Below are 14,039 nucleotides of genomic sequence, written 5' to 3' on the forward strand. Positions count from 1 at the left end.
ATACCAATGGGCGGTAGATCAGCGGGTGAGGGATAAAATCAAGCCTCGCCAGCTATCGCAACAGGCCTTGTCTGAAGCAAAAGATGCCTCGGTCTATTTGAGTGACTTCCAGCCCGATTCAGTGAATCAGTGGACGGGCGTTCCCGAGCTGGATCGAAATTTCTGGGGACGGCCATTTCGAATCCAAGGGAAAGAGTTCAAAAAAGGGATCGGCGTTTTCCCCAATTCTGAATTGATCTATCGGCTCGATGGCCAATGGAAAATGTTTTCCGCTATCGTTTCAGCGGATTTGAATCCCTATTGCAATTTGAAAAAGGGAGATTATCGAGGCGGGAAAATCCAATTTGGCGTTTACGGTGATGGCGATGAACTTTTCGCCAGTCGGGTCATTGATGCGAATTCCGAGCCCCAGGAAATTGAAATTCCCGTTGCGGGGATTCAGACTTTGAAATTGGTGGTCCGCACGCAGGACTGGCTGCCCTATTTTGGGCAGTGTGGGAATTGGGTTCGAGCGAAGGCGGTTAGGTAACTGGCATCTGAACACGAAAAGTCTTGCTCAGTAGGCAAAAATATTTTGACCGCTAATTTCACGAATTTTCCAAATTGCGCCAATTTATACAAATTTGGCCAACTGATCAAACGGGTCATTTCGATCCGCCTAGATTTGTGCAAGATGACCTGCCTTATTAAAATGCAAAAGATACGGCCTATGGCACAAACTATGATAGCGACCTATGCCATTTTTCATTTTTTTCTCATGCCTTATGGCGGTATCAAGTGGCGGAGAGAAATCTTTCTTGTGAACATCTTATATGATTCGGCGGTCTTTTGCGAGCAAAGATTCCTCTCCATCAACTGGCGTGGCGGAATGACAGAATCTCGCTCAGAAGGCTAAATTTTTGCGCTAATAACAAATTAGCGCAATTGGCTTAATTAGCGAAATTAGCGGTCTGGGTTTTTGTTGATGGTCTGAAATAATGGTATTACATGAAATCAAAAGAACGAATTTTACGGACGCTGGAACTACAGCCGATCGATCGGGTTGGCTGGGTGCCGTGGGTAGGCGCTCATGCGGCGCATTTATTGGGGGTGAATGCGAAGCGGCTGTTCACTGAAGCCGATGTGCTGGTCGAAGGAGTTTTGAAGGGCTACGAGCTGTATCAGCCCGACGGCCTGCCGACGCTGTTCGATGTGCAATTGGAAGCCGAGGCACTGGGCTGTGACATCGCCTGGTCCGATGAAAATCCCCCCGCTGTCGTGGGGCATGTGCTGGAAAAAGTCGAACTGAGCGAGCTGAAAATTCCTACTCCTGATCAAGGCCGATATCCGATGGCGCTGGGGGCGGCTCGAAGGATCGTTCGGGAATTGGGCGATCGCATCGCCATTTTTGCGCTAATCACGGGCCCGTTCACGCTGACGCTGCATCTGGCGGGGGTGAAGATTTTCACCGACATGTACGACCATCCCGATGAGGTCAAGAAGATTTTATCCTTTGCCAGCCAGGTCTGCGAGGCCACGGCTCGCTATTACGCCGAGACAGGCGTGGATGTGATCACCGTGGTGGATTCCTTGACCTCCCAGATTTCCGCCGAACATTTCAAGACATTCGTCACCCCGTTTCATCAGCCCATTCTGGAGACGATTCACCGCCTGGGCAAAAAATCGGGCTTCTTTGCCTGCGGCGATGCCACTCGGAATGTGGAGCAGATGGCGGCCATCGGCGCTCATTATTTCGGCGTTGATGAGAATGTCGATCTCCATTTCGCCCGAGAGGTCGCATTGAAACACAACGTGGCATTCGCTGGCAATTTGCCACTGGCATCGGTAATGCTGTTCGGCACGCCTGAGGATAATTATCAAGCCGCTCTGGACTGTCTCAAAGCAGGTGGGAAAAAGGGGTTCTTCCTCTGCCCTGGTTGCGATATTCCCTTTGCCACGCCGATCGAGAATGTGCAGGCGATTACTCGTGCGGTTCGTTCTAACGAGGTAGAAAGGCTGAAAGGGAATCAGTGGTCAGTGATCAGTGATCAGTGATCAGTGATCAGTGGGCAATGAGTTTCTTTTGCCATTTGGCGTTTTAGCGAAATTGGGATAATTAGCGGAATTAGCGGTTCATAGAGAAGCTATCAAAAAGAAGTCAGATTTATGTCAAAAAAAATATTCATTGAGATTGTAACGCTGGATTCGAGGGCGTGTTCGCCCTGTCAGTATATGGTCGAAATGGTCAAGAAGGTGGCGCTGCTGTTTCCTGGCCAGATTGAATGGAAGGAAAGCTTGATTAAAACGAAGGAAGGGATGCAGCGGATGAAGGAACTGGGGGTAAGCAAATTACCGACGATTTTGATCAACGATGTTCCCGAGTTTGTCAGCATCATTCCATCGGAGCATCAGTTGAAAGCGGCGATTGAAAAATATTTGCCCAGCAATCCAAGTTCGGAGGAGGTGATCGGAACATAACCATCAAATAAAAATAATTAAACTCACCAATTAAACCCTTTGATGCACAGCTAAAATGAACCAATGATTTTCAAAATTAGGAGATCAGAAATGAATCGAATTTCTACAAAATGGAGTCTTGTAACTTTTTTTGCCATTATGCTGCCATTGTTGAGCGCTTGTTTTACAATATTGGAAGTCGATCAACCTATAACAGTAGCGGTAAACGCACCGATAGAGGTGACGTTACAGGTTCGCACTGAAGGTACGGATGCCAACGCGCATTATGGGATTTTGGGGCTGCTAATACCCAACGATTGGAAGGTAGAATTGGTTACCTACTCGGGCGATTTTGGTCCAGATACTTGTAGCTTCCTCCACCCAGATAGTGTTGATGGTGATCCAGGCGGTCAAGTCGATTTTTGGACCGATTCGCTTGAAACTCGCTTTCCCAGCGGAGAAGATATGATGTGGGTGGTTTATCAAGCTAATACTCCATACGCCTCTAATCTTGACACTGGGTATGTGGACGTCGTCATTAAAATGACCACTGGTGCAACTACGGGAAATTTTAATCTCGGCTACTTTGTGACCAATGCCGCGCTTGACTTCACGGATACTACTTATTATGATGTTAAACTCGATAATCCCATTCAAGTTGGCGGCACAGGGGTAGCAAATCGCTCCGATGACATGATTCCCCAGTCGTTCCAATTGAAGCAGAACTTTCCGAATCCATTCAACGCTGCGACTCAGATCAAATTCGATCTGCCGCAAGCTGGCTGGACTGAGCTAAAGATATACAATCTGCTCGGTGACGAGGTTAAGACAATTTTAAGCGAGCCAATGAATGTCGGATCTCATGTGATTCATTTTAGCGCTGGAGAACTGGAATCTGGAATTTATTATTATCGGCTCAGATCAGGAAAGTTCTCTGCCGTCAAAAAAATGGTTTTGATCAAATGACGGCTTAGTTGAAATTCCAGAGCTATTTCATAAATTCAGCGCCTCAGCGCTCTGACATTTTTGATATTGAGTGCCCGAATACCAAAGTGAAGCTGTCGAGTTTTCTCTGAAGCTATCTGAATTACGATCATCGTTTCCGAATTAATCAGCGAATCAAAATAGAACCAAAAATTGTCATTCAAAAGTATGCGGTCAAATAAGTAATAAACCCGCCCATGTTCACCAGGTGGATGTGGGCGGATACCCTTGATATTTCGCCTAGCGTTTTCGCATTGCCAGTTTACGTCTCTTATTCATCGCAAATTATGCGGAATCGATTGAATAGGCTATTTCAATAAAAATTTATTTTAAATAAAAAAAATGTTTGACTTTTATTTTTATTTGTGTATATTATCATAACTAAAATTGCGAACATTAACTTTCGAATCAAATAATCAAGGGTGATTAAGATGGCTGAAAAAAAGTTGAATTCTATAAAAACAGAACCGATCCTAGGCACAAGCCCAATGGCGAAAAGTTTGAATCGGGCTGTTGCAAAGTTAGCGGAAAATGATAATAACATTTTTATTTTTGGAGAGAAAGGTACAGGAAAAGAATTTGTAGCTCGGCAGATTTATTTGCAAAGTGCACGTCGCAAGCATGAGTTTGTTGTAATTGACTGCGCCGCCTTAGGCAAAACAATTGCCAGCAAAGAACTCTACGGCGTTGCAGGACAAGTAAATGAAGCTGGAGAACCAGTCGTTGGTTTGCTCGAACAAGCAGATCATGGGGTTCTTTTTCTCAAGAATCTTGATCACATGAGCTCTGAATATCAGGAAGAATTTCTGAGGATCATTCGTGATAAGACGATACGACGCCTAAATAGCGAAGAGAATATCACTCTGGATCTCAGAATTTTCGCTGCCTCCGATCGAGAATTGAAGCACGATATGGAAATGGGTCGATTTAAAAAAGAGCTGTATTATTTGCTCAACACATTCACATTATATATTCCTCCGCTTCGGGAGCGGAAACAGGACATCCCAGAGCTATTTGCCTACTTCATGAAAAAGACATGCGCCGAACTGGGACGAGAGGAACCAGCCGTGCCTTCGGAGATTTTCGAATCACTGCTCGATTATGAATGGAAGGGAAACATTGGTGAATTAGAGAGCACGGTCCAAACGCTGGTGCAAATGTCACCGAAAGATCGGCTTTCCCCAGAATTTTTGCCCTTCCGAATTCGTAAGCACCCGTTGGATATCCTGGAGCCGATTAATCTTAAAGGAATTATCTCTGACATTGAGACATTCTTAATCAAAAAAGCTTTGCGCAAATTTGACGGCAACCAGGTTAAAGCTGCTAAATTGCTCGGCGTTCCAGAAGCTACATTGCGCTTTAAAATGAAGAAACATTCTATTTCAAGCCGCTAGCTCGTACTCGGTTCATGTTTGAAGATGGTTAACACCAGTTATACGAGGTAGTGATTAGCTGATTTGGTTTCCGAAATTATCGAATTTTTATAAAACAGGCGATCTGAAATGATCGCCTATTTTTTTATTTCATTTTTAGTATCTACACGCACACTTCAAATGAGAGTCATCAGCATATCCCAAGCTCACAAACTTTTGCTTGACACGGTACGAATCGATTACTGCACATGCAGAACCAATTCACAGAATAATACTGCGTGATAATTTTTTTAAAAAAGGTGTACACTGGTCATTGCGCGGATGGTAAGGAATGAAGCATCGTTACATTTTTCAGATGGACATTTTGAAAGAAAGCAGAATCTACCTATTAAAAAATTGATTCAATTTCCCATGAGCATAACAGATTTGCGACAATTATGTTAGCACGACTCTGGTTTGGTATTCGGGGACTGAGACGTTCCATCCTTTTTGTTGTCTGATCAAATCAGCGAATTGTTGGGCGACTTCGGGCTCACCATGAGTCACAAACAGTTGTCTCGGAGCGTTTTGAAATCCAGCAAGCCATCGAAGTAGTTCATCCCGATCTGCGTGGGCAGAAAAGCCAGTGATCTGAGCGATTCTGGCGCGAACGCGATAAAATTGCCCCAAGATCCGAACTTCCTCATTGCCGTCAACGATCTGACGGCCTAAAGTACCCATTGCTTGATACCCGACAAACAGCACCGTGCTTTCGTAGCGCTCAATATTTTTGGTCAAATGATGCTTTATTCGGCCTGCCGTGCACATACCCGATCCAGCAATGATGATGACCGTGCCGCGAATATGATTGATTGCCTTGGACTCATCGATGGTTTCGATCATTTTCAACCCTTTAAAAGCAAATGGGGACTCGTTCCGATGCAATAGTCGCAGCATGTCATTGTCAAATAGCTCGGGATGCATTTGAAACACCTGGGTCACGCGAATCGCCATTGGGCTATCCATGAAAACAGCCAAATGTGGAATACGATCACGGATCAGTAATTGATTGAGATAGTAGAGCACCTCCTGTGCACGCTCTACCGCGAAACTCGGAATGAGAAGATTCCCACCAGCTTTGTAGGTCGAAAGAATGATCTCCTCTAATTGATCAGCAATGTGATCCCTATTCCCGTGCAAACGATCCCCGTAAGTCGACTCCATGATTACATAATCTGCCTCATTGAAAATTGTTGGATCCAAAAGGATGGGCGTTTCCCATCTCCCGATATCGCCCGAAAAAAGAATAGTTCGGCTTTCACCGTCCTGCTGAACTCGAAATATCACATTGGAAGAGCCGAGGATGTGCCCAGCCTCATAAAAACAAGCTTCGATCCCATCCGCGATCGTTATCGGATTTTTGTATGCGACTGGCTGAAAAAACGGTAAAGTTGCCTCGGCATCGGCAATGGTATAGAGCGGCTTGACGGGTCGCGGCCCAGTCCGACCTTCCCGCTGATGACGTCTGATTTTAAAAGCGGCATCTTCTTCTTGAATTTTTGCGGCATCCAATAGAACGATTTTGGCGATCTCACTGGTGGCTTGCGTGCAATAAATTTTCCCTTTAAAACCTTCTCTGACCAATTTGGGCAATAAGCCGCAGTGATCCAGATGGGCATGGGTAAGCAAGACACCGTCCAATGTTTCTGGAGGGACATAGAATGAGTCCCAATTTCGCGTCAGGTAAGGTCGTTCTTGATACAAACCACAATCGATCAAAAACCGACTGCCATTGGCTTCAAGCAAATAACAAGAACCAGTGACGTTTTGAGCGGCACCAAGAAATGTGATCGCTATGTTCATTGTGCGTTCCTAATATCCTCTTTCATGCGCTTCATTTTTGAACAACCATTTTCAACTCATCTTCATCGAAATTCGATGATGATCGTCAATTCAAATATATCAAATTTAATTTTGTTTTACAAGCAATTTTTGAGAAGTACTACTCCTTCATTTTTTGTTGCACTTTAAGAGCAGATAAAAGCGATGCTACCAATGAAGTCAACGACTAGTTTTTCATTCAAATTTTTGCAATATTGTTCAGATGAAAAGCGCAATGGATCAATCAAAGTACTTTGCGCCGCCAAACTTTATTTCTCGATAGAATTTTATTGAAACTTTAATTAAAAAAGTTTATCTTTTCCCGTCGTTGGGGAATCATCGATTCAAAATTAGACCGATTTATGCGAGCCACTGAACCTGAATGGAAGTTTTCAGGGGCATAATGACTCTCTGCCTCGTGGGTAGAGGGTAGCCAACGGATATGATCAGTTCAATTTAGGCGGTAGAAGCGCAGAGATAGATTTCGAATGGAGGGAAGAATGGCACATCAAACCCAGATTCTGATTGTGGTCGTTGGTTATTTAACCCTGCTGATTGGCTGGGGAATCTATCAAGGTCGAAAGGTCAAAACTGATGTGGATTTCACGATCGCGAGTCGCAAGCTGCCAGGATGGGCGGCAGCACTATCTGAGCGAGCAACTGGAGAGTCATCCTGGTGTTTGTTGGGTTTGCCCGGAGCTGCCTATGCCACAGGCTTAACCGAAATCTGGACAGCGATCGGATGTGTCGTTGGCATCATCACTGCTTGGGCTCTAATTGCCTGGCGGCTGCGCGATGAAGCTGAGAAATATAACGCTACCACCTTTATTGATTATTTGGCAAAAAGGCATGGCGAGCTCGGTCGATCTATTCAAATTGTAGCAAGCTTCATCATCGTGTTCTTTTTCTTCTTTTATGTTGGCGCCCAATTCATCGGCGGCGGCAAGACGCTCTTCACCATGTTTAGAATTGATCCAATCCATGGAATGTTTTTGACCGCCCTGATCATCATCCCTTATACGATTTACGGCGGTTTTCGAAGCGTTGTTTATACCGATGTGATCCAGGCGATCTTAATGATTACCACTTTGATTGTTGCGCCGATAGTCGGTATCTTTTACTTAGCCAGCCACAATCCCGCTGACCTATTCGCCACAAGCATCCCTACTGCCCTGCACAAGGCTGGATCGCAATATGCCTCACTCACTGGTGCTGCATCTGGTTTTTCTGCTGGACTCATCATGATGACTGGTTTTTCTTGGTTTTTCGGCTATCTTGGTGGGCAGCCGCAATTGAGCATGCGGTTCATGGCGATCCGGAATCCAGCTCAGGCTAAGAAAGGCCGCAATATTGGCATCGCCTGGACCGTGGCTGCCTATATCGGTGCCTTATCTATTGGCTGGATCGGGCTTGCCATTTTTGGCCCTAATGGCCTTGCAGATCGTGAATATGTAATGCCATCGGTCATGCTAAAAGTGTTTCCACCTGCTATCGCGGCGGTTCTCATAACTGGCGCCATTGCTGCCATGATTTCCACAGCAGATTCGTTGTTGATCCTCTCTGCCTCAGAACTTTGGGAGAATCTGATTAAGCCACTGATCAAGCTTGACCAATCATCGGAAAAAGTCAATCTCTATCTGTCACGAATCCTAACAGCGCTTTTGGCGAGCGTCGCTCTCAATTTGGCATTTATCTCCCCAACGAAATTAATTTTCACCATCGTTGGTTATGTGTGGGCTGGCGTCGGAGGCACGTTCTCCGTAGTGATTCTGGCAACTTTGTTCTGGAAAAAATTTCACAGCAAAGCCGCACTTATCACCATGATCTTCGGAATGCTATTCACAATTGTTTGGATCAGCACTGGCCTCGACGCCAAACTGATGACCGCCCGCGTGATGACTTTCGTTGTCGCAGGGTTCGTCGCCATTATTGCCACCCTGGCTTTGGCACCGAATAGAACGACAAAGAATTGATTGTCAAAAAAAGCAGTAGAAGTTCAATTGCATTTCGAATAGAAGGAACCAATATGAAATCATCCAAGCTGACAATACTTGCCTTATTCTGGTTGTTGTTATTATCCCGAAATTCCGATGCCTTTTTAAAGACGCAGGGCAGAGAAATTGTCGACTCTTACGGACAAAAAGTTTTGCTGCGCGGATTTGGTTTGGGCGGCTGGCTGGTACAGGAAGGATATCAATTGCATATTCCAGGATTCGGTTCGCCCAGTTCAATTCGAAAACAGATCGTCGATCTCGTCGGTGCAGCCAATGCGGAGCAATTCTATCAGCGGTACATTGAAAATTACGTCATGGAACAAGACATTGCGCAAATCGCCTCCTGGGGGTTCAACTCAGTACGACTGCCCTTCAATTATCGGCTTCTGACTCCAGAGGATCAACCGGGAGTCTATTTGGAAGAGGGATTTCAAATTATTGATCGGCTGCTGAGCTGGTGCGAAAAATACGGGATCTACTTGATTTTGGACATGCACTGCGCGCCTGGCGGACAGAATAAGGACAATATCAGCGATTCCGATGGGATCGAAGCGCGACTTTGGACCGATCCAGCCAATCAGGAACGCACCATAGCGATCTGGCGCAAAATTGCCGAGCGCTATACCACAGCACAATGGATCGCTGGATATGATCTGCTGAATGAACCAGTTATACCAGGGGGTTATACCAATAATGATCTTCGTTCGCTCTATATTCGGATCGCACGGGCGATTCGTGAAGTGGACAATAATCATATTCTTTTCATTGAAGGAAATTGGTACGCCACAGATTTTAATTTGCTCACCCCACCTTTCGATGTCAATATGGTTTATAGCTTCCACAAATATTGGAATGAAAATACACAAACTTCAATCCAAAAATACCTGAATATCCGCAATCAAACGAATTGCCCGCTGTGGTTGGGCGAGTCAGGCGAAAACTCCAACACCTGGTTCTACGATTGCATCGAATTGATGGAACAAAATAACATTGGCTGGAACTGGTGGACTCATAAGAAGATCGAAACTACTACCAGTCCTTACTCTGTCCCAATTTCGCCGAATTATCAGCGTTTGATCGATTATTGGAATGGGAAAATGGAAAAGCCATCATCTCAGTTTGCCATGACTGCGTTGTTGGAAATGGCCGACTGGTTGAAGTTAGAAAATTGCGAATTTCATCCCGATGTTCTCGATGCCTTACTCCGATCCGATTTCGGGCGACAGCCAATACCATTCAAAAATCATGTCCTGCCGGATACGATTTTTTGCGTTGATTATGATATGGGTCGAGAGTCGATTGCGTATCACGATGCAGATTATCAAGTGACTCACGGCCTGGGAAGCGAGGAATATAATCGCGGTCGAAATTATCGCAACGACGGAGTGGATATTGAATCAAGCGACGATCCGCAGGGAGCGAAATTTAGCGTGGGATGGACAGAACCTGGAGAATGGCTTTTGTTCACATTAACCATCAACGATTCCGGCAGCTATAGGATATCATTGCGAGTAGCTTCGTCACAAGAAAGTGGGAGACTCCAGCTTCTGTTGGACAATCGCCCACTCACTGATGCGATTCCAATCCCCAAGACTGGTGGCTGGAAAAACTGGCAAACATTGACCCTACGAGAAAGTTATCCCCTGCCATCAGGAACCCATCGGTTGAAAGTGCTTTGTATTGAAGCGGGCTTCAATATCAATTACATTTTATTCAACCTTGAAGCTTGGACGCCCCCCGAGGGTCGACATTTTGATCCAATTTCAAATAAAATTTATTGGGCGCAAAATTATCCCAATCCCTTTCAGCAATCGACTACCATACCAATTATGTTTCTGGATCAACAAACAATCAGTTTAAAAATTTTTAATCTGAACGGCGCAATTGTGAAAAATCTGTTCAACGGTCCCGTGTCACCCGGCTACCAAACGTTCATCTGGAATGGGACCAACAGTCAGGACCAAGCGGTTGCACCAGGATTGTATTTCTGCCAGCTTCATACGAATGGAGTGCAAAAGACCCGGCCGATTATCTTGTTGAGATGAATTCTGATATTATAGCGATTTAGCCAATCAATCGAAGTAATTTCGATTTGAGCTTTGCCGCTTTGTTTTGAAATAGCCCAGACATTCAACAAGCTGAACAATGCAAATCGTATCATTCAATTGAAGATCAAAAAGGAAAAGTAATTCATTATGAAATCGATCCAACAATTTTTTTTAATAATCATCCTCATAGTCGTCTTCTCAAAAAACGATACCTTGTTCGGCCAATCGCTTGTGATCAACGAAGTGATGGCGTCCAATGGCGCCACAATTCGTGATGAAGATGGCGATACACCCGATTGGATCGAACTTTATAATCGCGGTCAGCAGCCGATTGATCTGAACGGCTTCGGGCTCTCGGATGACGCAACCGCCCCGTATAAATGGACTTTTCCCGCCATATCCTTGCCTCCAAATCAGTTCCTTTTAGTATTCGCATCGAACAAAGATCGGCGTAACTGGCTGAATTGGGAGACCATAATTGATAAAGGGGATCAGTGGCGCTATCGCCTGGGAACATCAGAGCCACCCCCCAATTGGCGCGCCCGAGAATTTGATGATTCGAATTGGTATTTGGGTCCTAGTGGCTTCGGCTACGGCGACAATGACGATGCGACGACGGTCCCGCAAGTGATGTCCGTTTATGTTCGAAAAAGCTTTTTCATCGCAGATAAAAACCAGATCGTTCGGGCGCTGCTTCATGTGGATTTTGATGATGGCTTTGTAGCCTATCTCAATGACAGAGAGATCGCCCGCTCGAATATCGGCACTTACGGCGATCATCCTGCTTATAATCAAACAGCCTGGACCTATCGGGAAGCGCAAATGTATCAGGGCGGGACACCAGAGGAATACGAATTGTTAAATCCTCCCGCAGTTTTTGAAACGGGGAAAAATGTTTTAGCCATCCAGGTTCACAATTCCGGACCCGAGTCATCTGACCTTAGCCTGATCCCGTTTTTGACTATCGGTTCCAGCGCTCCGATTACAGGCAATCCCCGCGGAGTCTCCCGCTTTTTAAATCTGAAACCCGATTATTTGCATACCAACTTTAAGATCAATGCGTCTGGTGAGATCATTTCGCTGCATGACGCTCATGGCCATTTAATAGACCAAATTGAATTAGGCCCCTTGCCGACTGATGTGTCCTTTGGTCGCCAACCAGATGCCGGCAGCAATTGGTTCTATTTTTTACAACCGACTCCAAAAACCTCAAACACGACTGTTGGTTATCGAAATCTACCAGGAGAGCCAGCCTTTTCACATGCGAGTGGTTTTTATACGACCAGTTTGCTCATTTCCATTTCTGCCAGTGATCCGCAAAATGAAATCTACTACACATTAGATGGCTCGGTCCCTTCGAAGAATTCGCAGCGCTATCTCTCCCCTATCTCTATCTCCAAAACGACAGTGGTAAGAGCCCGTGAATTCAGCCCAGACGGCTCTGCCAGCGCTACCGTGACGCGAAATTATTTAATCAACGAGACCATCCGATTGCCAGTCGTTTGTCTTACGACTGATCCATACAATTTATGGGATCCAGATTCTGGCATTTATGTTTTAGGAAAAAATTATGACCCGAGCCCGCCGCATTATGGGGCGAACTTTTGGCAAGATTGGGAGCGACCAGTCCATGTCGATTTTTTTGAACCTGGCGGTGCTTTGGGTTTTAGTTTGAACGCAGGGATGAAAATCTTTGGGGGCTGGACTCGAGATTTTGCCCAAAAATCCCTCGCCATTTTCGCTCGAAGCCGATATGGCACGAGTGAAATCCAATATCAGCTTTTTCCTGATAAGCCGATCGATCACTTTGAGTCTTTCGTTTTGCGCAACTCTGGAAACGATTGGTCGTCCACCATGTTTCGCGATGGCATGATGCAAAATCTGCTCAATGGGACAGATCTGGACCTGGTAGCTTACCGCCCCGCCGTGGTTTTTCTCAATGGCCAGTATTGGGGCATCTTGAATATCCGCGAAAAAATTAATGAACATTATCTGGCCGCCAATCGCCATGTTGATCCCGATGAGCTAGATCTTTTGGAAAACAACATCCAGTTGATTCATGGAGATGCCACTCATTATCAGACAATGCTGAACTATATGACGACTCACGATATCCGGCTCAGCACTGTTTATGATAGCGTCAAAAAAATGATGGATATAGCCAATTTCATGGATTATCAAATTGCCCAGATCTACTTTGACAATAGGGACTGGCCAGGGAACAATGTCAAATATTGGCGACCTCGAACTTCAGAGGGTCGTTGGAAATGGATCGTTTTTGACACCGATTTCGGCTTTGGCCTATGGAACGCCGCTGCCTATCGTGATAACACCCTCGAATTCGCTACGGAGGCGAATGGCCCGGATTGGCCAAACCCGCCATGGTCCACATTTTTGCTGCGACGCCTGCTCGAAAATCCTCAGTTTAAGAACGATTTCATCAACCGATTTGCTGATCATCTCAATGCGACCTTTGAGCCCAAACGGGTCATTCAAAAAATCGATAGTATCAAGACAATTCTGCAATTAGAAATTCCACGGCATCAATTGCGCTGGCGTGACTCGGCCCGAAATTGGGCACAAAATGTCCAGAACCTGAAGCAGTTCGCCACCTATCGCCCCAATTTTGTCAGAACGCATTTGATCGGCAAATTCAATCTGAATGGGATTGCGCGCGTGTCGCTTCAAGTCATCCCTCCGAACTCAGGGATCGTTCGTTTGAACTCATTGCGATTAACCAATTTTCCATGGCAGGGCGATTACTTTCAGAAAGTTCCGATTCAAATTACGGCTATCCCAAATCCTGGATTCCGATTCGTCGGCTGGTCCGATACATCGTTGAGCAATCATGAACAGATCATTTTGAATCTTTCTCAAGATCTGTCTTTGATCGCTAAGTTCGAGCCAATTGACATCACCCCGGTTGTTCAAAGCGAAAATCCAAGACGAGTATGCCAGCTCAAACAAAACTATCCTAATCCATTCAATGCTGCCACAATCATAGAGTTCGAGCTGGCACAGGGTGGTTTGGTTACCCTTGAAATTTTCAACCTATCTGGCCAAAAGGTCGCAACCTTTGTGAATAAAGAATTGTCCCATGGTCACTATCAGTTCGAGTGGCAACCACAGTCCAATACAATGCTCTCTAGTGCGATTTATCTAGCAAAAATCAAAGTGATTTCTCACACGGCTCGCTACGAGGAGACAAAAAAGCTGATTTATTTAAAATAGCCCTTAACGGTCAATTTGCTGTGTAGATTATTGCTGTCAATCCTAGCGTGAAAAATAGAGAAAAATTAGGGTAGAAATGGTAATATTTGCAGATCGACCGTCGTCAAAAAACA

General features: G+C 45.3%; 9 protein-coding genes. 8 read left to right on the forward strand and 1 reads right to left on the reverse strand.

Translation table 11 applies throughout. The features are described 5' to 3' along the window. The 5 genes from ONB37_15210 to ONB37_15230 all read left to right on the forward strand — a co-directional run. Positions 1-529: NPCBM/NEW2 domain-containing protein (locus ONB37_15210; GenBank protein MDZ7401503.1), on the forward strand; the 529-nt coding region annotated here is incomplete at its 5' end. Between the two features lie 458 nt (positions 530-987). After that, on the forward strand, positions 988-2,034 hold the full coding sequence (locus ONB37_15215) for a uroporphyrinogen decarboxylase family protein (GenBank protein ID MDZ7401504.1): 1,047 nt from the start codon (positions 988-990) through the stop codon (positions 2,032-2,034). A 111-nt stretch (positions 2,035-2,145) separates the two neighbouring features. After that, positions 2,146-2,457, forward strand: coding sequence for a thioredoxin family protein (locus ONB37_15220; protein ID MDZ7401505.1), 312 nt, complete (start codon positions 2,146-2,148; stop codon positions 2,455-2,457). A 90-nt stretch (positions 2,458-2,547) separates the two neighbouring features. Continuing rightward, entirely contained in the window at positions 2,548-3,402 is an 855-nt protein-coding gene (locus ONB37_15225; GenBank protein ID MDZ7401506.1) for a T9SS type A sorting domain-containing protein, read from the forward strand. Between the two features lie 449 nt (positions 3,403-3,851). Then, positions 3,852-4,814, forward strand: coding sequence for a sigma 54-interacting transcriptional regulator (locus tag ONB37_15230; GenBank protein ID MDZ7401507.1), 963 nt, complete (start codon positions 3,852-3,854; stop codon positions 4,812-4,814). A 414-nt stretch (positions 4,815-5,228) separates the two neighbouring features. Here the strand turns inward: ONB37_15230 and ONB37_15235 are convergent, their stop codons facing one another. Continuing rightward, positions 5,229-6,635: an MBL fold metallo-hydrolase gene (locus tag ONB37_15235; GenBank protein ID MDZ7401508.1), complete on the reverse strand. Its 1,407-nt coding sequence runs from the start codon at positions 6,633-6,635 to the stop codon at positions 5,229-5,231. Positions 6,636-7,153: 518 nt separating this feature from the next. On the opposite strand from ONB37_15235, the gene ONB37_15240 reads away from it, so the two are divergent. From ONB37_15240 to ONB37_15250, 3 genes are all read left to right on the forward strand, one after another. Continuing rightward, positions 7,154-8,626 carry a sodium/proline symporter gene (locus tag ONB37_15240; GenBank protein ID MDZ7401509.1) on the forward strand — a complete coding sequence of 491 codons (1,473 nt, stop codon included), beginning with the start codon at positions 7,154-7,156 and terminating at the stop codon, positions 8,624-8,626. Positions 8,627-8,679: 53 nt separating this feature from the next. Continuing rightward, entirely contained in the window at positions 8,680-10,692 is a 2,013-nt protein-coding gene (locus ONB37_15245) for a cellulase family glycosylhydrolase (protein ID MDZ7401510.1), read from the forward strand. Positions 10,693-10,842: 150 nt separating this feature from the next. Beyond that, positions 10,843-13,926, forward strand: coding sequence for a CotH kinase family protein (locus tag ONB37_15250; protein ID MDZ7401511.1), 3,084 nt, complete (start codon positions 10,843-10,845; stop codon positions 13,924-13,926). Positions 13,927-14,039: the final 113 nt, after the last annotated feature.

Source organism: candidate division KSB1 bacterium, assembly GCA_034506395.1.
GTDB lineage: Bacteria > Zhuqueibacterota > Zhuqueibacteria > Thermofontimicrobiales > Thermofontimicrobiaceae > Thermofontimicrobium.